22 protein-coding genes and 2 pseudogenes are annotated in these 23034 nt (G+C 67.9%); 17 read left to right on the top strand and 7 right to left on the bottom strand.

The window, feature by feature from the left end; translation table 11 throughout:
• Window positions 1-83 precede the first annotated feature (83 nt).
• Window positions 84-260 (bottom strand): hypothetical protein, encoded by a 177-nt coding sequence (locus BLW85_RS39100; RefSeq protein WP_167381341.1) that lies wholly within the window; start codon window positions 258-260, stop codon window positions 84-86.
• 492 nt (window positions 261-752) lie between these two features.
• Between BLW85_RS39100 and BLW85_RS00720 the strand changes: the two genes are divergently transcribed.
• Together BLW85_RS00720 and BLW85_RS39885 are read left to right on the top strand one after the other, a co-directional pair.
• Entirely contained in the window at window positions 753-1028 is a 276-nt protein-coding gene (locus tag BLW85_RS00720) for a hypothetical protein (protein ID WP_074990017.1), read from the top strand.
• A gap of 191 nt (window positions 1029-1219) precedes the next feature.
• Complete coding sequence (locus tag BLW85_RS39885; RefSeq protein WP_341867926.1) at window positions 1220-1405, top strand: ATP-dependent DNA ligase; 186 nt, start codon at window positions 1220-1222, stop codon at window positions 1403-1405.
• A gap of 220 nt (window positions 1406-1625) precedes the next feature.
• Here the strand turns inward: BLW85_RS39885 and BLW85_RS00710 are convergent, their stop codons facing one another.
• Window positions 1626-1820, bottom strand: coding sequence for a ubiquitin-like domain-containing protein (locus tag BLW85_RS00710; RefSeq protein WP_143060388.1), 195 nt, complete (start codon window positions 1818-1820; stop codon window positions 1626-1628).
• Between the two features lie 523 nt (window positions 1821-2343).
• Here BLW85_RS00710 and BLW85_RS00705 point away from each other — a divergent pair.
• A complete protein-coding gene (locus BLW85_RS00705) occupies window positions 2344-2955 on the top strand; it encodes a hypothetical protein (protein WP_341867923.1) in 612 nt (203 codons plus the stop codon).
• Window positions 2956-3396: 441 nt separating this feature from the next.
• Here the strand turns inward: BLW85_RS00705 and BLW85_RS00700 are convergent, their stop codons facing one another.
• The gene (locus BLW85_RS00700; RefSeq protein WP_074990015.1) at window positions 3397-3810 is read right to left on the bottom strand and encodes a MarR family winged helix-turn-helix transcriptional regulator; all 414 of its coding nucleotides are present in this window, start codon (window positions 3808-3810) and stop codon (window positions 3397-3399) included.
• Window positions 3811-3918: 108 nt separating this feature from the next.
• On the opposite strand from BLW85_RS00700, the gene BLW85_RS00695 reads away from it, so the two are divergent.
• Complete coding sequence (locus BLW85_RS00695; RefSeq protein WP_074990014.1) at window positions 3919-4833, top strand: alpha/beta hydrolase; 915 nt, start codon at window positions 3919-3921, stop codon at window positions 4831-4833.
• Window positions 4834-5001: 168 nt separating this feature from the next.
• Window positions 5002-6966 carry an ABC transporter ATP-binding protein gene (locus tag BLW85_RS00690; RefSeq protein WP_079172189.1) on the top strand — a complete coding sequence of 655 codons (1965 nt, stop codon included), beginning with the start codon at window positions 5002-5004 and terminating at the stop codon, window positions 6964-6966.
• Window positions 6967-7016: 50 nt separating this feature from the next.
• Here BLW85_RS00690 and BLW85_RS00685 read toward each other — a convergent pair whose 3' ends face one another.
• Window positions 7017-7301: a helix-turn-helix domain-containing protein gene (locus tag BLW85_RS00685; RefSeq protein WP_074990013.1), complete on the bottom strand. Its 285-nt coding sequence runs from the start codon at window positions 7299-7301 to the stop codon at window positions 7017-7019.
• A gap of 1455 nt (window positions 7302-8756) precedes the next feature.
• Window positions 8757-10157, bottom strand: a complete 1401-nt coding sequence (locus BLW85_RS38730) for a hypothetical protein (RefSeq protein ID WP_143060387.1) — start codon at window positions 10155-10157, stop codon at window positions 8757-8759.
• 313 nt (window positions 10158-10470) lie between these two features.
• On the opposite strand from BLW85_RS38730, the gene BLW85_RS00675 reads away from it, so the two are divergent.
• The 5 genes from BLW85_RS00675 to BLW85_RS00655 all read left to right on the top strand — a co-directional run bounded on the left by BLW85_RS00675 (window position 10471) and on the right by BLW85_RS00655 (window position 15328).
• The gene (locus tag BLW85_RS00675; protein WP_074990011.1) at window positions 10471-10938 is read left to right on the top strand and encodes a helix-turn-helix domain-containing protein; all 468 of its coding nucleotides are present in this window, start codon (window positions 10471-10473) and stop codon (window positions 10936-10938) included.
• 318 nt (window positions 10939-11256) lie between these two features.
• A complete protein-coding gene (locus BLW85_RS00670; RefSeq protein ID WP_244174769.1) occupies window positions 11257-11766 on the top strand; it encodes a hypothetical protein in 510 nt (169 codons plus the stop codon).
• The gene (locus tag BLW85_RS00665) at window positions 11757-12926 is read left to right on the top strand and encodes an MAB_1171c family putative transporter (protein ID WP_079172188.1); all 1170 of its coding nucleotides are present in this window, start codon (window positions 11757-11759) and stop codon (window positions 12924-12926) included. Before BLW85_RS00670 ends, BLW85_RS00665 begins: the two co-directional genes overlap by 10 nt.
• 14 nt (window positions 12927-12940) lie before the next feature.
• Complete coding sequence (locus tag BLW85_RS00660; protein WP_107409035.1) at window positions 12941-14194, top strand: metal-dependent hydrolase family protein; 1254 nt, start codon at window positions 12941-12943, stop codon at window positions 14192-14194.
• A gap of 141 nt (window positions 14195-14335) precedes the next feature.
• On the top strand, window positions 14336-15328 hold the full coding sequence (locus BLW85_RS00655) for a hypothetical protein (protein ID WP_074990008.1): 993 nt from the start codon (window positions 14336-14338) through the stop codon (window positions 15326-15328).
• A 48-nt stretch (window positions 15329-15376) separates the two neighbouring features.
• Here BLW85_RS00655 and BLW85_RS00650 read toward each other — a convergent pair whose 3' ends face one another.
• On the bottom strand, window positions 15377-16303 hold the full coding sequence (locus BLW85_RS00650; protein WP_079172187.1) for a site-specific integrase: 927 nt from the start codon (window positions 16301-16303) through the stop codon (window positions 15377-15379).
• Between BLW85_RS00650 and BLW85_RS40515 the strand changes: the two genes are divergently transcribed.
• The 6 genes and pseudogenes from BLW85_RS40515 to tpg all read left to right on the top strand — a co-directional run.
• Window positions 16302-16424: a hypothetical protein gene (locus BLW85_RS40515; RefSeq protein ID WP_279628556.1), complete on the top strand. Its 123-nt coding sequence runs from the start codon at window positions 16302-16304 to the stop codon at window positions 16422-16424. The two genes, BLW85_RS00650 and BLW85_RS40515, sit on opposite strands and share 2 nt — an antisense overlap.
• A gap of 892 nt (window positions 16425-17316) precedes the next feature.
• Window positions 17317-17769, top strand: coding sequence for a MarR family transcriptional regulator (locus BLW85_RS00645; protein WP_074990006.1), 453 nt, complete (start codon window positions 17317-17319; stop codon window positions 17767-17769).
• Window positions 17766-18077, top strand: coding sequence for a hypothetical protein (locus tag BLW85_RS00640; RefSeq protein ID WP_046419124.1), 312 nt, complete (start codon window positions 17766-17768; stop codon window positions 18075-18077). The genes BLW85_RS00645 and BLW85_RS00640 overlap by 4 nt, the downstream gene beginning before the upstream one ends.
• 444 nt (window positions 18078-18521) lie before the next feature.
• Window positions 18522-18914 carry a hypothetical protein gene (locus BLW85_RS00635; protein WP_074990005.1) on the top strand — a complete coding sequence of 131 codons (393 nt, stop codon included), beginning with the start codon at window positions 18522-18524 and terminating at the stop codon, window positions 18912-18914.
• A 186-nt stretch (window positions 18915-19100) separates the two neighbouring features.
• On the top strand, window positions 19101-20384 hold the full coding sequence (locus BLW85_RS00630; RefSeq protein ID WP_079172186.1) for an IS701 family transposase: 1284 nt from the start codon (window positions 19101-19103) through the stop codon (window positions 20382-20384).
• A 61-nt stretch (window positions 20385-20445) separates the two neighbouring features.
• Window positions 20446-20778, top strand: a pseudogene (gene tpg, locus BLW85_RS39880) (telomere-protecting terminal protein Tpg); the annotation flags it as partial.
• 208 nt (window positions 20779-20986) lie between these two features.
• On the opposite strand, the pseudogene BLW85_RS00625 reads toward tpg, so the two are convergent.
• Window positions 20987-21207, bottom strand: a pseudogene (locus tag BLW85_RS00625) (IS5/IS1182 family transposase); the annotation flags it as partial.
• Window positions 21208-21307: 100 nt separating this feature from the next.
• On the opposite strand from BLW85_RS00625, the gene BLW85_RS00620 reads away from it, so the two are divergent.
• A complete protein-coding gene (locus BLW85_RS00620; protein WP_244174768.1) occupies window positions 21308-22990 on the top strand; it encodes an ISAzo13 family transposase in 1683 nt (560 codons plus the stop codon).
• Window positions 22991-23034 lie beyond the last annotated feature (44 nt).

The following is a 23034-nucleotide window of genomic DNA, read 5'->3' as shown; positions in this document are numbered from 1 at the left end:
AACCCCCTTCCCGCGGGCAGGGCAGGGGCCCCGCACGGCATCGTGCGGGGCCCCGATGGCGTCTGCTGGCAGCGCGCCGCGGGTTACCGCATGTGGCGCTCGACGCACAGCACGGCCAGGGTGACGCAGCCGGTGCCGGAGCCGTATGCCAGGCCGAGCAGGAACCGGCGGCGCATGAGGGTGAGAGTCCGGCGCGCGCGCTCGAAGCGGCTCGGCTCACTCGGCTCGTCGCTGGCGGCGTCTATCGTGCGATGATGCATGGAGATTCCCCCAAGGGATCGTTCGAGAAGCCTCACCCGGAATCCTGGCGGCCACCAGGAGGGTGAGGCTTTCTCGCTGTTCGGACGAGTTCCACTGTAGGGGCTTGGCGAGCGGTCGCTGGGCGCCTATTGGGCCCCCTCGGAAGCCCCCCTTTCGGGTTCAGCAGCCTTTGTTGCAGGGAGAGTTGCAGCGCCCCCGAGGACGAACCTCGGGACAGGCTCATGAACTTCGCGAGGCGGCTCGCCCGGATGTGTTAGGGGGTGAAGTGAGCGTGCGGCCGCCGGAATGCACGCTTCCACGAGATAGTCAAGATTGAGTAAATCTATGCGGGGGGCGCGGAGCCTCTACCTCGGGTGTCGAAGTAAGCCCGATCAGTCGCCAAGTTCATCCCGCCCGACCACGACGCGCACGCCGCCAGCGAGGCAGGCGCCCCCCTAGAAACACTACGCACCCGGTGACCGTAGCCGGCCGCATCAAGAGGCAGGAGACCGATGAACGGAAACGACTCGCTCGTGCAGGCGCTGACCAGGCTCGTCATCGAGCTCACACGGTTCATCGGCAGCACGATCGACGAGGACGGCGAGCCCCGGGCAGCCGCCAAGCAACTCGACTTCGTGGCCGGCACCTTCGATCAACTCACGCCTGATCAGCGAGGCTCGCTCGCCGAGATTATCCAGCAGTTGGCAGCAGCGGAGCCGTCGGCAGAGCGGCGCGCGTTCTTGGACGTGTTCACCGAGGACTTCGGCCTCATCGACGACGCAGCGTGACCTGGATCATTCCGGTGGCAGGAACTCAGGTCACCCGATCCCAGACTCCTACCAGTCTCAACCCCCGATGCCCGGCGCCCCGGATCACCGGCCGTCCGGGTGGAGCGCGGCGAGATGCCGTGGAAGGCATCACCCTGTGACCTGGATGCTGCCGGAGCCCATGCTCGCCGCCCCCCGCCCCGGAGCCCGTCCTGCCGCCGGGGTGGGCTGCCGAGGTCAAGTGGGACGGTTTCCGGGCGCTGCTGTCCGTTGATGCTGGGCGTCTGGTGCTGCGCTCGCGGCAGGGCACCGATCTGGCGCCGGCCTTCCCCGAGATCCGCGCTGCCGGCGCGCAGCTGCCGGACGCTACCGCGCTGGACGGCGAACTGGTGGTGTGAGAGCCCGGGCGGCTCGCGTTCGAGCGGCTCCAGGAACGGGCGAAGCGGCGGGGCGCTGACGCTGCCCGGCTCGCGGAAGCGCAGCCCGCCCACTTTGTCGCCTTCGACCTGCTGCGGCTGGCGGCCGCCGCCGACAGGCCCGAGAAAGTTGGATCTGCCCCACCGGAGCCTGCAAGGTACTCGTCGACGATGCTGACCCATCACGGTCACGGCTCGCCGACTATTCGCTGGCCGCCGTGATCGCGTTGATGAGGTCGCCGCCGCTCTCTTTCAAGGCCCTGACCGCCTTCGCCCTTGAACAACCAACCTGGGCCATCACCAATTCGATGTCCTTGGGGTCAACTCCGGTCTCGTCGACGGTGTCGTCGGTGTCGGGGTGGTCAAGCTCAGGGATTTCTTCGAAATCTTCTGGCATCAAGTCCTCCAAGGAGCGAAGAAGTACCGATCAGCCCTTCCACTGCTCAGGCACCGTGAAACAGGTGCCCCACGCCGGCACGGGCGGCGTTCGCTAGCCACTCTGCCTGAGAGCTCCCGGCCGGCCGCCGTGGGGTGCTGGGCTCGGTCGTCTGATGAGGAGGTCACTGGAGCGCGGCGGAGGCGGGGGACTCCGGAGCTCCAGGAGCTCACGCCGCGTGTGCCGTTTGGTGAGCCTGCGTACACCTGTGCGCCCGGCGGTGAGAGGTAGGTGGCCGTCCGGGCGGGGGAGCTTGTGGCCATCTGCTGTTCGACCGTGAGGGGTCGTCATGGGCTTCGTCCGCCGCGCGGTGCCACCGGTGCTGCTGTCCTGCCTGCTGCTGTCGGGCTGTTCATCCGCTTCGCAACCAGGGTCGGCGACTTCGGGGAAGGACGGTACGCCTGCGGCGGGGCCGTCCGGCACGGTTGCCTCGCCTGGAGCGGCTGGGATTCCGGTGGGGGCGGGGCCGCAGAAGACGTACGCGGTGCAGCGGCAGCCGGCCGCGGGCAGCTGCCGCTACCGGTACGAGAAGGGCGAGCCCCTCGAGGACACCTCGTGCACACCGGGCGCTATCTCGCCGGCGGTGACGCAGGCGACGCTGGCGTCGACGATCTGCCGCAAGGGCGGCTACACCAAGGGCATCCGGCCTCCGGAGAGTGTGACCGGGCCGGAGAAGCGCGCGAACGCCGCCTCCTACGGCTACACCGGCCGTCTCGGCGACGCCGAGTACGACCACCTGATCTCCCTCGAGCTCGGCGGTGACCCCAACGACGCCCGCAACCTGTGGGTCGAGCCCCCGGACCCCGGCCACAAGACCGGCTCGGGCGCGAACAACCTCAAGGACCCCGTGGAGTCGAAGCTGCACACCGCGGTCTGCTCCGGGAAGACCACCCTCAAGGCGGCCCAGCAGGCCATCGTCACGGACTGGACCACCGCCCTGAGCCGGCTCGGCCTGGCGCCCGCCGATCCGGGGGCCCGGATCGCCGTCTTCTACGCGGCCCGGCTCCCAGCTGGTCAGCGCCCCTCCGTCGCTGCGGCCAACGAGGAGGGCGCACCGACGCCGTGGCACCGCCCGGATCTCGATTGTCGGGGCTAACCCGGCCCCAACCCGCAGCACAGACGCTGACCGCCGTGCCGGATGCTCCACCGGCCACGCCCGCCAGAGACTTCCGCTTGCGGGCGAGGCCTGCGGATCGGGCACCGTGCTCTTTGACGGAAGCGGCCCCGCTGACGGGGGACAGCGGGGCCTGACGCCAGTGTGACAGCAACCTGCCAGGAGGCGGGCTGGAACCCGGCATCCCGCATCGTGTCCCGACAACCGGGCGGATCCGCTGCAACAGCTCCCGCACGCAGCGCACGACCTCCGACGCACCGTATGTTGCCTGTCCTTCCCGCCGACGAGCAGGTGTTCCGCCGACGTCGCCTCGCCGTGTGCGTCCAGCCGGTGGGCTGGTAGTTCACCGGCCGCCACAACCGAATCTACGCGGTCACAGCACTGGCGAGCAGGGACTCACCGGGCAGGCTCGTGACCATGGCCTCATGCGGGCGAGAGCATCTCCTGAAGGATGCGTTGCAGCTCGGTGCGGTCCTGGGCGGTGACCCTCGCCAGCCTGCGGTCGTACTCCGCCGCGAGGGCTGCACGTGCTCGATCGCGTGCTTTCGTGCCCTCGGCGGTCAGGACGAGCCGATGGCGCCGCAGGTCCGCCTCGTCGATCTCGCGGCGGATGAAGCCCTTGGCGACGAGGTTGCGGACGTAGACCGTCACGCTCGCCTTGGGCAGCAGTAGCGCGGTCGCGATCTCGGCCGGGTACGGCGACGCCTCCACCTCGGCCAGGACGAAGAACTCCTTCGTCTCCAGACCGAGCTCGGCCAGCTCCTTCGTGCAGGCATCCATCACGACTGCCAGCAGCCGCTGGTTCAGCGTCCACAGCTGCGCCCCGTCCACCGACATACGGGCCTCCGTCCAGGCGGTACAGTTTCGTATTAGTTCCATATCGTACTAGGTGCTGCCTTGTACTGGACTCCCGTGGAACAACGACCTCACGGAGGAAGGCCACACATGCTTCTGCACCTCACGATCCCGCGCGGTCCCATCGAACTCGCCGCAGACCTCCACCTGCCCGACGACGCCCACAACGGCACACCGCTGCCCGCCGTGGTGCTCTCCACCCCCGGCAGCAGCGTGAAGGAGCAGATCGGCGCCAACTACGCCTCCCGTCTCGCCGCCCGCGGCATCGCGGCGCTCGTCTTCGACCCCGCCCACCAGGGCGAGAGCCAGGGCGAGCCCCGCGACCTCGAAGACCCCTACCGCCGTGGCGAGGACATCTCCTACGCCATCGACATGCTCACCACGACCCCCGGCATCGACCCGCGGCGCATCGGCGTCCTCGGCATCTGCGCCGGTGGGGGCTACGCCGTGCACACCGCCCGCACAGACCACCGCATCAAAGCGGTCGGCACGGTCGTCCCCGTCAACATCGGCGCCGCCCTCCGGCGCTTCCAGCCCGACGGTCCGGTCGTAGCCCTCGACGCCCTCGCGGACGCACGGACCGAAGAGGCCCGCGCCGGCGAGACGGCCCGTGTGAACTGGCTGCCCGACACCCTCGAGGACGCCGCGACAGCGGGCCTGACCGACATCGACACCACTCAGGCGATCACCTACTACCGCACCGAGCGCGGCGGGCACGAGCGCTCCACGAATCTGCGCCTCCTGCGCAGCGACTCCCTCCTGATGGGCTATGACGCGTTCCATCTGGCCGATCGGCTCATGACCCAGCCGCTCCAGGTGATCCTCGCCGGACGCATCGGCAACACCGGCTCCTACGACATGGGCATGCAGCTGTGGAAGCTGGCCCCCAACCCCGTCGACCTCATGGTGATCGACGGCGCCGGCCACTACGAGATGTACGACGAACCCGCATACGTCGACGCCGCCGTCGAACGACTCACCAGCTTCTACGCGAACAACCTGTGACTGCGAGCATGGACGACGCCTCACTGGGCTCGGTACGGGCAAGTATCTGCTGCTGGTCACCAGCTACCGATGGCCCTACACGCCTGCCCTGAAAGTGGAACGATCGCACTAAGGTTCGCCACCTCTCGCCACCGCAACCACCCGTACGGGTGAAGCGTTGCGCTGGATGTGACAGACACGCAGACCAGCCGCGACACCAGTACCCCGCCCCCGTCCGCCGGCCGGCGGCTTCGGCCCTGGCGGCTGCTTCGCCGGCCGCACGACGCGGGCGAGGCGGTCCCGCAGTACAGCGTCAGCGCCGAGCGCCACGACGACGCCCTGGCCGACGACTTCCTCACCATCGCCCGCCGCCTGCCCGCCCTTGCCCAGGCCGCGCTCCGCCTCGCCTGGACAGCCGACCGCACCGCCCTGATCCGCCTGGCCGTCCTCCAGGTCGCCACCGGAGCGCTGATGGCCGTGGGCCTGTACGCCACCCGCGGCGCGCTGACCCCGCTGTTCGCACCCGGCCACGTGATGGACCGGCTCCAGCAGGCGTGGCCGTCCCTCGCGGTCATCACGGCGGCCGCGATCGCCCGCTCCCTGCTCAGCGCGATCACCGTGGCCACCACCGCACGGATCGGTCCGCGCGTCGACTCCCTCGCCGAACTCGAATACCTGGGCGCCGCCACCCGCGTACCGCTCGCCGCCTACGACGACCCGGCCTGGTGCGACCACAGCGAGGCCGCCAACCGCGCCTCCAAGGACGCCCACCTGATGATCGAGGCCCTGACCTCGGTCGCCGCCGCCTTGCTGGGCATCCTCGCCTCGGCCGGCATCCTCACCGGCCTCGACCCGCTGCTGCTGCCCCTGCTGCTGCTCGCCGTCCTCCCGCGCGGCGCCGCCGCCGTCCGCGCCGCGCGCGCCGCCCACCTCGCCGAGCGGCACGCCCTGGCCGACCGGCGCCTGCGGCACACCCTGATCTACACCACCTCCGGGCGCGCCACCGCCCTCGACGTCCGGGCATGCACGATGCGCCCGTGGCTGCTCGGGCAGTTCACCGCCGTGACCCGGCGCCTGGAGGACCACGCCGCCCGGGTCGGGCGCAGCACCGCCCGCTACCAGCTGCTCGGCGACGCCCTCGCCGGCACCGCCACCCTCCTCGTCTATACGGCCCTGCTGTGGCTTGTGGCCGCCGGACGCATCCCGCTGGCCGCCGCAGGGACCGCCGTCATCGCCGTCCAGACCAGCCGACTCCTGCTCAACGCGCTCGTCACCGGCATCAACTCGACCTACAAGACCGGCCTGTACCTCGGAGACTGGGCCAGCTTCCTCACCGACGCACAAGCCCGCACCCGGCTTCCGGCCAAGCCCGCGGCGGTCCCCGCCGACCCGTCCGTCATCCGCGCCGACGGCATCACCTTCAGCTACCCGGGCGCCGACCGGCCCGCACTGGAGAACGTGAGCGTCACCATCCGCCGCGGAGAGGTCCTGGCGATCGTCGGCGCGAACGGCTCGGGCAAGTCGACCCTGGCCAAACTCCTCGCCGGGCTCTACACCCCCACCCACGGCACCGTGACCTGGGACGACGTCAACCTCGCGACCGCGGACCCGGAGCAGGTGTGGTCACGTCTCGCCATGCTGCCGCAGGACATCGCCCGCTGGCAGGTCACCGCCCGGGAGAACATCACCCTCGGCCAGGGCGACGGCGACGACCAAGCGGTGCTCGCAGCCGCCAAAGCGTCCGGCGCCGACGACGTCATCGCACGCCTGCCGGACGGTCTCGACACCAACCTCGCCCCGTCCCACTGGGGCGGCCGCGACCTGTCAGGCGGGCAGTGGCAGCGCCTGGCCGGCGCGCGCGCCTTCTACCGGACCGACGCCCCGCTGCTGATCTGCGACGAGCCGACGTCCGCGCTCGACCCCCGTACCGAGGAAGCCGTCTACGACCGTATCCGAGCGCTGAGCGAGGACCGCACCGTCGTCCTGATCACCCACCGGCTCGGCTCCACCCGGGCCGCGGACCGGATCATCGTGCTCGACGGCGGTCACCTGCTGGAAGAAGGCACCCACGAGTCACTCCTGGAGCAGGAAGGTGAGTACGCGGCCATGTGGCGGGCGCAGGCGCGCACGTACAGCGACCAGCCCCAGACGTAGACCGGCAGCCCCAGGTGGCCCGGTACTCCCGAAGCTGCGGTCGTACGTCATCACGGGAGCTGAGGGCGCTCCCGCAGAGCGCGACTGATGGTCGACTGGTTCAGACCCAGCACCCGAGCTGCACGCCGCTGCGAGCCTGTCAGGTCGGCGACCAGGGCGATCCGCTCGGACCGCTCCCGCGATGCCCTCTGAAGCTTCCGCTGCGCCAGGCGCAGTCCCAGTTCGGCCTTGGCGTAGAGCAGGAATGCGGTCACCTCCTCGTCGGAGCCGAGGTCGCCGTGCAGCATGACGCGGGAGAAGTCGCTGGTGTCGCGGAACGCCGGCGCCGACATCATCGGCGTGGTCGTTGTGGTCGCTGCGGCCCCGGCACTCTGCCCGGGCCGCAGCGACCACAACGACCACGCACTCCCTCGAGCCCCCGGACCCCGGACACGAGCCGGGCTCCGGGGTCAACAACAGGAAGGACCCGGTGGAGTCGAAGCTGCACACCGCGGTCTGCTCCGGGAAGGTGACCCTCAAGGCGGCGCAGCAGGCCATCGTCACCAGCTGGACCACAGCGCTGAGCCGACTCGGCCTGGGATGAGGCGAGCAGCTGGCGCTCGTCGATTCGGAGACGGAGGCCGGATCACCGCCGCCTATGCGGCCCGGCTCCGCCTGATCAGCGCACCTCCTCGTCGCCGCGGCCAACGAGGAGGGCGCACCGACGCCGTGTGTAGCGCCCGAACCTTGGCCGCCTGGCTTTTTACGCGAGTCACGTCATCACTTCGACACGACTCCGGGCGTCGCACGCTCGTGCGGGGAGACGATGTACTCGACTTCGGGAGGCCCCCGCCCCGTGAGCGGGGCGGTCGGCAACGGCACGGCCACGACCGGCTACCTCCGCCCGTAGCCAGCGTCTGTGTCCTCAGCCGGTGCGGCGCCGCACATGTCCGGACGGGGCTCGCCACCTCTGGAGCCTTCGCGCTGCTGCTCATCGTCGTGAACATCCGGAGGGTGCCCACAGCCGTAGTGCCTCCCGAGCTGCTGTCGAACTGCTGCTCCTTGCCGCGCACGAAGCCAGCCGCCGGCGCTGCCCCGGCCCCAACCCGCGGCACAGGCGCGAAACAGGCATCGACCACTGTGCCGGATGCTCCACCAGCCCGGCCGCCAGAGATTTTCGCTTGCGGGCGAGGCCCTGCAGGTCGGACGGAAGCGACCCCGCTGACGGGGGACAGCGGGGCCTGACGCCAGTGTGACAGCAACCTGCCAGAAGGCGGGCAGGAACCCGCCATTCCGCATCGTTCCGAGTATCGGGCGGATCCGCTGCAGCAGCTCCCGCACGCAGCGCACGACCCTCGATGCACCGTATGTTGCCTGTCCTCCCCGCCTACGCGGGGTGTTCCGCCGACGTCGCCCTCGCCGTGCGCGTCCAGCCGGTGGGCTGGTAGCACTTCACCGGCCGCCACAACCGACGTCGCTGCCGGCGCTGCCCACTCGGGGCCTTGCTGGAGGCCGGCATCGTGCGGGCGCGGTTGAGCTTCTAGATCTCATGGTGCCGGGCTCTTTGGATGCGGAGCCGGTCCTGGCGGCGTCACGCGCTCGCCTTCGCCGCGGTCCAGGTCATGGAGCAGGCCCTCGGAGTACCGCAGCAGCGCCCTCGGACGGACCGAGGAAGCCGAGGTGGAGGCGCAGCGGACATACAAGGCTTGAGGACAAACGATGCTCGGCGCTCCAGATGTTTACAGCTGCTCCGGCCGTGGGCGGGCCACTCATGATGCTTGTTGTGTCCGAGCGAACTGCTGGGCGGCGGGTCACGCGAGCCGTCGGATGTTGCTTGATGACGCTGACGTGGACTGTCTGCAGTCGCGGCAGATGCCATCGGGGTGCGCTGGACCGATCATGGGTCTGCCGCAGTCTTCGCATTCCGGCTTCCGCGGTCTGTTGCTCTGGTGAGCGGTGGTAGGCCGTTGAGTGGCTTCCTGGTTTCGGTGATCGCTTCGGTGTTCGATACATCGGTGGCATGGTTGGTCGGTGTCGATGATGACCCCGTCTTCGCATCGCGGGTCGGGGCATTCGCGGCCGCACTTGCCGATGGGGCATCGGTGGGATGCGATGAGCCGTACCGCGACACCGACGGGGTGAGCCAAGCCTGCTCCGCCAGTGGATATGTCGGCGGTCGAGGCGAATCCCCAGGCGTACCAGCGGCGGTTGGCTCGTGTGATCAGTTCTTCGACAGTGCGGTGTTGGTGCTCGCGCAGGATGGTGTCCCGTAATGCTGCAGGGCGCCACCGGGGGAGCAGAGCACGCAGTTCCTTGGGAAGTCCGACTTCGACGGCTTGAACGGCTTGTGCTTGGGTCCGGTTCATCCGCTGGCCGGCAGCGGTGCGCGGACTTCCAGTGGTGTAACGGGTGCGCTTACTACTAGCTGTAGGAGGCCTTCGGCCGGAGGCGACGCTTCGCGCCGCAGGCGCGGTCTCTTGGTGTTGTTCTTCTTGGTCTTCTTCAACCCCCTGGTGTGGGGGTGCGTAGCCCTTTGGCATGGGGGTACGCACCCCCACCACGGGGGGTACGGTCTGGCCTGCTGTTTTGGCGGAGTTTGCTGCTCGCTCCGTACCCCCTGCTGTGGGGGTACGGGAGTGCAGGCCGAGGAAGGACTCGGCCGGTGGCAGAGGTGTGCGGTTCTTCCTTGCCAGGGCTCGGGCGCGGGCGGTTCGCTCGCAGTGTTCTTTGAGCGTCTGGCGGGTGGCTGTGAGCCAGGAGTCGAAGGCCGCTTCGCGTGCGTCGCGTTCTTCCGGGGGCTCGTCGGGGTTGGCTCGGTTGAGGGCGTACCAGTCGGCCATGGACCGCGGTCCGCAATAGCCGACGGGTGGGGTCTGGTGGACGATGTAGCGGTTGCGGCGCACGAGGCCGGTGCTGGAGCGAATGACCTCGACGGCACCGATCACTTCCAGCTGCAGGATGTACTTGGAGACGTTCTCGGGCTTCTTCAGTCCCAGGATGCGGGCGAGGGTGAGCAGGCCCGGCCAGACCTCGTTGTCGTCCCGCGAGGCGTTGAGATGGGCGGACAGCGCCCAGTACAGGGTTCGGGCGTCGGAGTCTGTCCCGGAGAGCAGGACCCAGTCGCCGACCTGGGTGAAGGGGGCTCGCCGGCCGAGAGAAACCTCCAGCGTGTGGTCGAGGGCTGTTGGGTCGTCGGGTACGTGTGTGCTCACTGCGCTGCACCTGTTGAGCGGGGGGCGTTCCTGGGGCGTCTCCGGTCCGCAGTGGCAGGGGAGGGGAGTGCCGGTTCCGGCTGGTCATGCGGAGTGAGCGTGGGGTGATCGCCGCCGGCTTCGGTTGTGTCCTGCGGGACGGGTCTCTGGTGCCGTGCCATCACTCCCCCATTAACATCAGTTCATGACTCCGGTGGATAATAGGCACGAGATCCACCGCGTTTCCAGCAAACTCCCATGGCTGCCGCAGCAGTTGACAGCCGTTCAGTACACTTGTGGTCCGGGTACCCATGAACTAGCAAGGAGTCGGGGGATGAGCAGCGCGACCGAGCAGGGTGCTGGCGGTGAGGTGAGCCGCACTCTGGCGCAAAAGCTCGATCACTTGTTCCGGACCGCGACGCCGAAGGATCAGAAGACGCCCTCCCACGAGGACGTCGCCGCTGCCATCAACATCGCCGCGGGGGAACGGGCGATTAGCGCCACCTACATCTGGCAGCTGCGTACCGGCCGGAAGACTAACCCGACCATGAAGCACCTCGAAGCTCTGGCACGCTACTTCGGTGTCAGCCCTGCCTACTTCCTCGACAACGAGCAGGCACAGCGCATCGACGAGCAACTTGCCCTGCTTCAGGCACTGAAGGAGAGCGATGTGCGCAACATCGCACTTCGGGCACACGGCCTCTCCGGTTCGAGTCGTCAGACCCTGGCCGGAGTCGTAGATCAGTTGCGGAAGCTGGAAGGCCTCGGAGACGACCCGGGCACACGGAGCGGCGAGGCCTGACCGCCGTATCCGTCTGCCCGCCGCGCGACCGCGCAGAGGCGCACTGGCCGTCCCCGCCCGCCGGCACGGGCACAGGCGACTGCGGGCGACCGCATTTTGGCTGTATAGGCCCCCTGTCGCCCGGGGGACTTTGCCAACCCCCGTCAACCCTTCGCTAGTGTTTCGTCACAGACGGTTTCTGAACGAGTCGCGCCCTATCCCGACCAGACTTCGCGCGAGTCCAGCCGATGGCGGCCATCCAACACGGATGTCTTCCTTCGGCATGAGCCGTCGCCAGCTCGAAGGAAGTTCGACCTTGGTTAGGGGGAACGGTTGAAGGTGCGACAGCTTCGTCGCCGCTGCAGACGGGAACTGCAGGCGCTGGACGTGCAACCGCCGCTCCAGGTGGAGGCTCTGTGCCGCGCCTTAGGTGAGCGCCGCGGCCGGCCGATTCATCTGGTGCCCTATTCCCTGCCCGTGCCGGGACCGTTCGGGGTCTGGATCGCCACGGGCGCCAGCGACTTCATCGTCTACCAGCGTGAGACGACGAAAGCCCATCAGGATCACATCATCTTGCACGAGGTGGGCCACATTCTGGCCGACCACCACAGCGACGAGGACGACGATGAGCTGTGGAGCCTGATGATGCCCGACATCGCGCCCGAAGCGATCCGCCGGGCGCTGCGGCGCACATCCTACGACCAGGAGCACGAGCGAGAAGCGGAACTCGTCGCCACCATCATCCTGGAGTGGGCCTCAGTCGTGGACCGGGTCGCGCCGCCACAGCCAACGGACGCGTCGGTTCGACGAGTCCAGACGGCGCTGGGTGACAGGCAGGGGTGGCTGTGATCGTCTCGTTAATCATGCTGGCTTTAAGCCTGGTGTTCGCCGCAGCACTGGGATGGAAGATATTCCAGTTGGTCAAGGCCCCCCGCGACGCCGCCTTGCGCGCGGTCACGCTGTGTCTGATCAGCGCTGCCTGCTCCTTCGTGCTGGCCAGAGAGCCCTTCGCCGACTGGATCGCTTCCGCGGGAGGGCCGGGCGCCCCTCGGCTGGTGCAGAACCTGTTCGTGCTCAGCATGGCGTACTGGCTGATGTGCTTCTACCTGTACTCGGCCGCCGCTGATGCGTCCGAGGGCAGCACACGCGCACGCCGGGAGGCACTCCTGCTGGCTCTCGCCGCGACCGGCCTTCTCACAGCGACCATCACCGCAGGCGTCGGTGACGACGGCGCTAACTTCCGGGGCTCTGACCTGCGCGACCCGGCTCTGGTGAGCTTCTACCTCGTCGCGGATCTATATCTTGTCTACGCCCTGGCCATGGCCCTGCGCTGGACCTGCGCGTATGCCCGGGCCTCCCAGCGGCCATTAGCAACCGGCCTCTGGATCACGGCAGTGGCTATCGGCACCATGGCCGCGTCGTGCACGATCCGCACCGTACTGACCGTGGTCCGTTGGCAGGGGGGCACTGTTCCCCAGGCCGTCACCTGGGCCTCAAGCGTGATGATCGCGCTGGCGGTTCCGCTGTTCCTCATCGGAGTCAGCTACCCCGGAGCCGCTACCCGGATCGCGGCAGTGCGGATACGCCGCCAGCACCGCCGCTTGTATCGCCGGCTGGGGCCGCTGTGGCAGATTCTCTGCGAGGCGTATCCCGAACACACTCTCTGCCGGATGCCCGCCAAACCGTGGCGCGACCACCTGCTCCCGCTCGGAATCCACCGGCGCTTGTACCGCAGAGTCATCGAGTGCCGGGACGGCCTGGTGCGGATCAGCCCCCACCTGTCACCGATCGCAGGCCCGGTGGAGAACCATCCGGGAGGGGCCGACGACCTGGCCGACCAGCTCTTCGCCGCACTGCGCAACGAGCAGCCCCCAACGGCGCCCGCTCAGGCCGCTGCTGTCGCGATGCCGCTGACGCAGAGCCTGGAAGACGACGTGCGGCAGCTGGTTCAGCTGTCGGACGCGGTGAGACGACGACGCGTCGTCGCCAGGGCCCAACACACCAACTGAGGAAACGAAACGTCGTGAACCAGGTACTCATCACCGCAGGACGCATACTGCTCGGTCCCAGCAGCACACACATCAACGACGGCGCCGTCCTCGTCTCCGGCGACACCATCGTGGCAGCGGGGGTACGCAACGACGTACTGGCTCATACGGAACCGGGCTGTCGAGTGATGGACTTTCCCGGCGCCACTGTCCTTCCTGGTCTCATCGACTGCCACGTCCACCTGGCCTTCGACGCAGGACCGGACCCGGTCACTACGCTGACCGACAGCGACGACGCGACCCTTCTCCTGGGCATGGCCGGCCGAGCCCAGCAACTGCTCGACGCCGGCATCACCACCGCCCGCGACCTGGGCGACCGTGGCGGCCTGTCCGTCCGGCTCCGGGATGCGATCAGCGACGGTGCCATGGCGGGACCGCGGATTCTGGCCGCCACCGCGCCGCTGACGCCCCCCAAGGGCCACTGCTGGTTCCTCGGCGGTGAAGTTGAGGGCGAGAACGAGATCCGGCAGAAGGTGCGCCGCAACGCCGAAGAAGGTGCGGACGTCATCAAAGTGATGGCGACAGGCGGAGGTCTGACCCGTGGAGGCCCCTCAATCTGGCAGCTCCAGTTCACCACCGAAGAACTCGCCGTCGTGGTGGAGGAAGCGCACCAGCTCGGTCTGCCGGTAGCCGCCCACGCCCACGGCGTTCAGGGAATCGCCGCAGCGATCACCGCAGGGGTCGACACGATCGAGCACTGCAGCTGGATGACCGAAGACGGCACTCCCGAACTACGCGAGGACCTCATCGCGCAGCTGATTGCCAAGCAGATTCACGTCTGTCCTGCCAACCACCCGAACTGGCAGGCCTTCGCCGACCGAGTCGGTCCCGAAAAGGCCGCTGCGCTGTTCGCCCCCACGCGCCGGATGGCAGAGAGCGGGGTGCAGCTCGTGGCGGGGACGGACGCAGGCATCCCACGAGCGTACTTCGGCGGCCTCATTTCCAGCCTCGAGTTCTTCGAGCATCTGGGTGTTCCAAGGCACCGCATCATCGACATGGCCACGACCAGCGCCGCCTCCGCACTCAGACTGGGCGATCAGACCGGACGCCTCGCCACGGGATACCGCGCTGACATCCTGATCGTCGATGGTGACCCTCTGACCGGCCTGGATGCCCTGCGTGCCGTGCGCCTCGTGCTGGCGGGTGGCCGATTCCATGTCCCGCGCTCCGCCGTTGCAGCATGGGCTCAGCGACCCGCCTCAGCGAAGGAGGCTGACTGCTGTGCATGAGCTGACCAACGGCACCCTCACCGATTTATCCGAACCAGGTGTCAGACCCCCCGCCTAGGCTTGAGGTGAGTTCCGGTAGACGGGTGGAGCGGGGCTCCTGGTTCGGTGCCTAGGGGCGCCCTGCAAAGAAGCTGGTGATGCGTGCAGATTCGCGTTGAGAAGCAGAACAACCCTGTCGCTGATGAGGTGAGCGCCCTCGTGGCGGTCACGCGGCCGATCATCGCGGGGATCTATCACTCGATCGGCCAGGACGTGCTCAGTGCGATCGGGAAGCGCGAGGACATAAAGCTGAAGCTCCTCGGCAAGATCAGGAGTCAGGGGGATGGGGACACCGGCATCGCGTTTGAGTACGCCGTTCACGATGCGGTAGTCAACGGGGTCCCCATCGTTGTCGAGCGGGTGGCCGATGCCCTCGGCCATTGTCGGATCAACCGAGGCGACCCGTCATCGATCTTGTTCGCCATTGAGAAGAGCGGCTCTCAGCAGCTGATCTCCACGGAGATCGACCTCATCACGACCGAGTCGAGGGTCTTGTCCGGAGAGCGTGGGCAGCCCGTGAAGTTGAAGGGACACCTCAACCGGCTCGCCGCTGCGTTCCGGCGCCCCAGCACCCGCGCCCAGCTGCCTCAGAGCATCAGGGGCCTGTGGAAGGCGGACCTCTTCCTCGGTTCCACCGAGCCCGACCACTGGGTGGGCACCACGGTCAAGATCAACCGATCGCATCTCGAAGCGGCCAGGGGACTGCGAGTGGCCATCGTTCCCAGCAAGTCGGGAGCCTCTGACGCAATCAAGAAGGACGAGCAGAAGAACCTGATCGTCTGCCCGATGCCCCACGACGGCAGCTTCATGCAGGTCTTCTATGAGGGGTGGCGGATCGTTCAGGCCCTCTGTGAAACGAACTTCAAGATGCCCAAGGAAGTGGACCTCCCCAGCCCCGTCGACCGGGAGGTCGCGCGTGTCTATATCGAGCGGCGAGAATTCCCCGTCCCCGACGTTCTGGAAGCCACCAGGAAGTTCGCGCAGCCGGAGCTTCTCGTTGCCGACGAAGCGCCTGCCTCTAACGTTGCGTTCGGGGCAGACTCGAAGCCGGAAACCTCCACGATCATCACGCCGTTCCCTCGGATGAGCAGCTAGCACCGGGCTGTCCCGCGATCCGCGTCCAGCTCGCGGGACAGCCCGCCGTCACTTTTGTCGTCCGATTGACGAGCCGAAACGCGGCATTCCGAGATAGGTTCGGCCGTGGCGCTGGGTGAGGTCCCGCATGGTCTTGAGCTTGCCTTCAGCAGCGGCGAGCGTGGCTTCGAGGCCGGCAACTTCACCGCGCCAGCCGCGGGTGTGGGCCTCGTCGAGCCGGGCCTGAAGGTTGACGATGATCTCTTCCATCCGGTCCTGTTGGTCGGGGTCTGGTCGGAGGGAAGGGCATCGGACGCACGCGTGCTCGTGAACGCATGCGGTGCCGTAGTCCCTGGTGCAGACGCCGAGCGCGACTTTGCGGAGCTCGAAGTGGGTGATGAACTCGTCCCACTCCTCCGGGGTGAGGTCGCGGTATTCCTCGCTGGGCCGGAGCTGTCGGCGGCGGGCGATGTAGGACCGATGGTGGGAGATCACGTCCTCGGGATAGATCGCCGCGTATCCCATGGTGGTGTTCACGTCCTCGTGTCCGAGGATCTTCGCCGTGATGTGCGGCGGCAGACCAGCCTGAAGAGCGTCGGTCGCGAAGATCCTCCGGAAGTCGTGAGGCGTGAGGTCCAAGGCCTCCCCGGTCTGGTCGGTGAGCCCGGCCCGGTCCAGTGCTTCGCGCAGGACGCTCGCGATGAACGCGGGCGGAAGCGCGGTCGGGATGAAGCCGCGACGGCGCTGGAAGAGAAACGGCAGGCGGGGGCTGTGCAGTCCCTCGTGCTGGTCGTAACGGGAGATCAGTGGCAGTGATCCGTGCCCCTCGCGACCACGTTGAATGATCGTGGTCAGAACTTCGCCGTCGTCCAGGACGAGCTCGCTCCCGACCGGTGAGCCACCCAAGCCGAGCAGGGGCGGCTCCAAGAGCAGGAGCTTGCTGCCTGTGCCGATCACCGCCGCGCTCGCCCGAGCCTGTCGGCCCGATGGGACCATGGAGAGACTGTCGGGAGCCGAGGCCGCCCGTGACTTCCCGCTCCGCCGTGGCGACTACCACCCCGTGGGCGACGGCTGGCTGGCGCAGTCTTTCGTCGGCCACGTCACCCAGCCGACCTAGAGGTCACCGACGCGCTCGCCAGCTGCTCGAAGCTGGCGAGGACGGCGCGCGGTGAGAGCTCAGGTAGTGGCCTTCTGGCCCACGACTAGGCCCAAGTCGACTACACACAGCCGCTGGGGGAGCCCTGGTTCGATGGCTGCAGTGGTGTCGAGCACCCACAACGCGGCTCACCGACGCCTAGGGTCGGTGCATCCTCGGCCCTGGCGGGCCTGCGGGTGCCCGACGGGGCGAGCAGGTGATCCGGCGGCTGCGGCCTGTCCAGGGCTTTGACGAGCAGCCGTGGCTGAGGCTAGCGGTGCTCACCGAGGCACACGTGACGGGTGCTTCGTCGAGTGCTGGCGCACGGTGGCGTGCTTTCGTCGGCTGAGGAGTGGGTGGGAAGCGATGTTCTTCCTCGACGGATGACACCGGGTAAGGGCATGAGTGTCAGGAAGATGCCCTGATGAGGAGCTTCGGCGACCGCACACGGCGCATGGGGCGTGGGGTGAGACGGCAGCGAGAACCGCCTGTGCTACTGCTAAAGAGAGTGCAAGGGGTAGAGGTGCGCTGACCTGCGAAAACGGTTTCCGGAGCAGGATCTGACGATCTGGCACCGAGTTCCTGGCATCCCGCACCCGGTTCCTATGAGCGGAGCAGGCAGCTCCTGAAGCCTGAGTGCTCATGCTGTGAGATCTGTGAACACGGCTGCAGGAACGGACTAGATTGACGTCACGTTCATGAGGAGGGGCTGATTTCCGGCAGGAGACAGGTGCAACGGATTGATCTCGGGTTCAGCGACACGCCCTGGAGGCGGACTACATGAACTTCGCGCTCATGTACGTTAAGTTCATCTGGTCGGCCTGAGGGTCGCCACTCATACACGTCGAGGCAATGGTCGGCCACGGAGGGCCCATTGGGAGCAGTACGCAGACTGGTCGACGCTGATACGGGCGAGGCCATCCCCTATGCGCCCTACGCCTTCTCGGGTGAGCACATCCAGGTCGACAAGGCCAGGGTCGAGGCCATCACTGAAAGCAAGGAATTCACCCCGAGCCAAAAGTTCATGGTCCTGTGGTGGATCGGGGTCTCTCCCCAGGGCATGGCGCCGTTGAGGGCAACCGGCGCAGACATTGCCAAGAAGGTCGGGATGACCGCTGATGCCGTAGGAAAGATCAACCGGAAACTCCTCAGACTACGCATCCTGATCGAGCGCGGTCGTATCGGTAACTACCGGCTCTACCGGATCAGCCCGTACATTGCCTTCCACGGGACTGGGATCGAGCAACGGGAAGCGATCAAGACGTGCAACCCGCCGGACATCCCCGGCTTCGACAACAAGACCCCTTTGCTGTGGGAGGCCCAGTGAACAACGACGACAAGCAGAAGCTCCTGGACGTCCTGCACCGCACCGCCGGCATGACTGCCAACCAGCGCCTGATCGTCATGCTCTACGCCATGCACCCCGCGGACCGGGCCGGCGCAGTCATCGAGACCGGAGCCAAGCTCGCCGAGCTTGTCGGCATGTCCCCGACCGTGTTCTCCCGCACCCGGCGCCAGGTCGTGGAGGCCGGCTGGCTCGAGGAATCCGAACGGCTTGCGCACATCAGCTACTACCGGCTCAGCGCGAAGAGCACCGGCGAGGACGTCGTCGTCCCCCTGCGCCGAGCAACCTGAGCAGCTCCGAGAACCAGAGCTCATGTACGTGAGGTCAATGAGTACCGCTCCCGGGAGCGGTACTCATTGACCTCACGTACATGAGCGTCCCTGTGGCTCGTGCTGAATCGATGGCGCCAGACGTGCTGAGCGGCGGTGCTCCAGCAGCACCCGCACCAAGCCGACCAGGGCCGGGACCAGTGTGCCTTCGGCGGCAGGGGCGCACCCTCTGCTGGCCCTGCCCGGATCTAGTACTCCAGTCTGGTTTCGTGATCCTGCGTTGTGACTGAGCGCTTCACCTGGCGAGTGAGTGGTCGACTTGGCCAGGCTGAGTGCTCCAGGTGGCGGACAGATCAAGGGGCTGGTGCGCCTCCGGTCCGGCACGTACTTTGGAGTCGGCTTGGCTGCGGGCTGGACCAGTTCCAAACACACCCAGCAGACCAGTTCGGAGGGGAGACTGCGCTCATGCAGCTCCCCACCGATGCCGTTGCCGCTACCGTGTTGATCGAGGTCGTACGGATCTCCGCCCTCCCAATTCAGCGGGGCGCTCCGTATCCCGGCAGGGCGGTCGCGTACTGGACTGGAAAGGAAGCGGCCGAAGCCCTGGCCCTGATCGGGACCCTGCCCAGCGGCCAACAGCACCGCTGTGGCTTTTCACCGGGCTGGAGCGTTCGCGCATATGAGGACTCCCTTGATCTGGCCCTGTTTGAGGCGGCGTTCTGCTTCAGCTGCCACGAGATCCGCATGCACGGACCAGCCGTCCCGCCCGAGCTGGCCACGCAGTTCTTCGACGCGGATACTCCGCCGGGTCAGGCCCTCCTCGCCCTGTTCCGCGCGGCGACGCCGGGCCCCTCGTAGTGACTGGTCGGAAAAGAAACGAGCGCGTCAGCTGGCGAGGCCCTCCAGATGGAGTGCTCGGTCACATGCGTCAGGGGCCGGCTGGGAATGGGTACGGCCACCGCGTGATCATCGGGGGTTGTGTGGACTCCTGAAGATCGTGCGGTGGCCTCAGGCCATAGCGTAGACGTTGCCCGCTGGCTGGCGATGTTCGACCAGGTCATGGATCGGATCGCGGGCAGGTTCAGGCGGGTTGAGCCCCGGGCCGCGGCCCGCGCTTACCTGCGCGGGCTGCTGTCGAGCGTCGAACGGAAGAACTGCTGGCAGCTGGCCGAACAGGCGGGCCATACGCGGCCCGGGCCGATGCAGCGCCTGCTGCGCTACGCCCGTTGGGACGCTGATGCCGTCCGCGATGACCTGCGCGCCTACGCCGCCGAACACCTCGCCGCCGACGGCAGCGTTCTCGTTGTCGACGAGACCGGCTTCCTGAAGAAGGGTCGGTCCTCGGCAGGTGTGCAGAGGCAGTACACCGGCACCGCCGGACGCATCGAGAACGCCCAGGTCGGCGTGTTCCTCGCCCTGGCCACCAGCCGAGGACGGGCCCTGATCGACCGACGGCTCTACCTCCCCGAACACTCCTGGTCCAATGATCCCGAACGCCGCCATGCAGCCGGGATACCCGAGACGGTGCGGTTCGCCACCAAGCCCCGCCTGGCCGGAGAGATGATCGAGGCCGCACTGGACGCTAGAATCGGCGCCTCCTGGGTGACGGGCGACGAAGCCTACGGTCAGGACCCCCAGCTCCGCGCCGCCCTCGAGGCACGCGGCGTCGGCTACGTGATGGCCGTCGCTTGCTCGATGCGGGTGAGGATCAACCACGGCCGCACCCTTGTGCGCGCGGATACCCTCGCCGGCCGCCTGCCCGCCACGGCCTGGCACCGTCAGAGCGCCGGAAACGGTGCGAAAGGCCCGCGTTACTACGACTGGGCCTGGATCCACATCGGCACCGGCAGCCACCGGCACCTGCTCATCCGACGCAACCGGTCCACCGGCGAACTCGCCTTCTACTTGTGCTGGTCACCCACCGAGGTTCCCCTGTCCGAACTCGTTCGCGTGGCCGGTGTCCGCTGGAGCGTCGAGGAGTGTTTCCAGGCCGCCAAGAGCCAAGTCGGACTCGACCACTACCAGGTCCGGCACTGGACCTCCTGGCACCGGCACATCACGCTCGCGATGCTCGCCCTGGCCTTCCTGACCGTGCTTGCCGCCGACGCGGCCCCCGAACCGCCCGCAGATATGCACCACTTCATCCGCAGCCGCGATCCGGTCACGCTGACCGTCCCGGAAATCCGCCACCTGCTCGTCGCCGCCTTCCACCCACCAGCCGTGACTGCGGCCAGGCTGCTGCACTGGTCCAACTGGCGTAGACGCCACCAGGCAACAGCCCGACGCAGCCACTACCGACGACGGGCCGCCGGCGAATCCGCTGGATAGATCACGAAACCGCACTGGAGTACTAGCCGGGCGCCTGGCCGGCGCCGTCCGCGCCCGCTAGCAGCCCCGCATCCGCGCACAGGCCCGCCGCCAGGCCGCCACCACCACCGGACTCGTCATCGACACCCACGCCCGCTTCGGCTTCACCTCCGCCCCTGGAACCACCGACGACGCCCGCATCCACGACCTCACCCTCGCCCTGCCACCCGCCTACGCCGCCTGCCTCTTCGACGCCCAGCAGGCCGGCGCCACCGACCAGCAACTGCGCGCCATCACCGCCGAGGCCCTGGGCGAGACCTACTTCCGCGACGGCGGCCGCCGCGCCCAGGGCCTGATGATGGAGTTCACCGACGTTGAGCAGCTCGACTTCGGCCGCGTCAAAACCTGTTCGTGACCCCCTCCAGAGCTGCTCAGCGAGCCTCTTGTCTGTCCTGCCGCGGCAGTCTGTCGTTCGGTGAACGGACACCGTGAGGTTGAAGCGGCGGGTGCGGCAAGGTCGGTGAGACCGAGGTGCGGGGCCGCATCGGGCGGAAGACGGCCCCGCACCCGGAGCCTAGACCGTCGGCACTCTGCGCGCCGGGACAACGGCGTAGGGGCCGGCATCCCCGCAGCACAGCCAGAGACCTGTACCGCCGGTAACCCCCTAAGTACGCGGCTACCAGCAGGACTGGAATCGGCAGGCTCCAGAGCCGGCCCTGCGGACCGGGTCGGGGTCGCCACCCTCGCGTCGCAGCGCGGTGACGAGCTTGCCGAACTGCCGCGGGCTCAGCCCGGTGAACAGGGCTATCCAGGAGGGTTCCGACGCCGTGATCACACCAGCCACAGAGAGATCATCTCGCCTGTGACCAGCAGTTACGGGACAACGCTAAGGGCTTGCAGATCATCAAGGTGTTGCTTCCCGTCCCAAGGCTCGTTGGTGTGGTATGCGTATCCCGGACGAGGTCCGTACCCAACTCGTCATGAAGTTTTCGGTGTTGTTCCCGCATCTGGATGAGCGGCAGCGACGGCTGCTGATGGCCGCAGAGGCCCGTGTCCTGGGACACGGTGGTGTTCGGTCCGTCGCGCGGGCGGCCTCGGTGAGTGAGACCACGGTCCGCAAGGGCGTGTTCGAGCTGGAGACCGGCGAGGAGCCTCTGGGGCGGGTGCGGCGGCCGGGCGGGGGCCGCAAGAGGGTCGCAGATCTTGATCCGAGGCTGCGGCCGGCACTGCTGGCGCTGGTCGAGCCGGACGAGCGCGGTGATCCCATGTCGCCACTGCGGTGGACGGTGAAGTCGACCCGCACGTTGGCGCGGGAGCTGGCTCGGACCGGGCACAAAGTCAGTGCGGACACCGTCGCGGACCTGCTGCGGGAGGAAGGCTTCAGTCTGCAGGCCAACGCCAAGACCGTCGAGGGCAGCCAGCATCCGGACCGGGATGCCCAGTTCCGTTATCTCAACGAGCAGGCCCGCGATCACCGGGACGCCGGCCAGCCGGTGATCAGCGTGGACACCAAGAAGAAGGAGCTCGTCGGCGAGTTCAAGAACAACGGCCGCCAGTGGCGGCCTGCCGCTGATCCGGTGCCGGTGAACGTCCATGACTTCGCCGACCCGCAGCTGGGCAAGGCCGTCCCGTACGGGATCTACGCTCTCGCAGCGGACACCGGCTGGGTCAACATGGGCACCGATCACGACACCGCCGCGTTCGCAGTGGAATCGATCCGCCGCTGGTGGTGCGGCCAGGGCCGGGCCGCCTACCCGCAGGCGACACGACTGCTCATCACCGCCGACGCGGGCGGCTCGAACGGCTACGGCACCCGGGTCTGGAAGCTCGAACTCGCCCGGCTCGCTGCCGAAACAGGACTGACCATCACCGTGTGCCACCTGCCGCTGGGCACATCAAAGTGGAACAAAATCGGGCACCGGCTCTTCTCCCACATCACCATGAACTGGCGCGGCCGCCCGCTGACCAGCCACGAAGTCATCGTCCAGTCCATCGCCGCGACCACCACCCGCACCGGCCTGCGCGTCATGGCCGAGCTGGACACCAACACCTACCCAACCGGAGTCCAGATCGGCGACGCGGAGATGGCGGCCCTGCCACTGACCCGACACGCCTTCCACGGCGACTGGAACTATGCCCTGCACACCCAGCCCTGCCCAGCCGTCCCAGCGACCCGGGCTCCGCAGAAGCCGGCCCCGGAGTGGGACCACGCTTTCCTGTCCGACCCCGCCCTGACCGGCATGTCACGGCAGCAACTGAGCGATCTCACCGACGCTTTGGCACTCGACGGCGACGTCAAGCGCGGCCGCCCGCCCCGGCTCGCCTTCCCCGACCAGGTCCTGGCAGCCGTCCTTCACCTGCGGGTCGCCCTGGCCGCGGAACCCCTCGCGGTGCTGTTCGACAGCAGTCGGACCGCCATGCACCGCACCCTGCTGAAGATCAGGAGGCTGCTCAAGACGCACAGCATCGTCATCCCGCCGGCGGCCACCCCGCCCTCCGCCCTCACAGCCCTCCAGGCTCGGGTTCGAGCCCAGACCGACAACCCCAACAGCGTCTCGTCCTTCGGGGACCGACGGGCGGCCCGAGGTCCGCGGAGGTTTATCGGGCGGTTTTGGAGCGGGCGTTGAGGGGACGGGGGGAGGCTGTGCCGACGGGGTGTGGAGCCCCCGGT

The sequence above is a fragment of the Streptomyces misionensis genome, assembly GCF_900104815.1.
GTDB lineage: Bacteria > Actinomycetota > Actinomycetes > Streptomycetales > Streptomycetaceae > Streptomyces > Streptomyces misionensis.
Note: the sequence above shows the minus strand (reverse complement) of the source record. Positions and strands in the feature narration are given on the sequence as shown.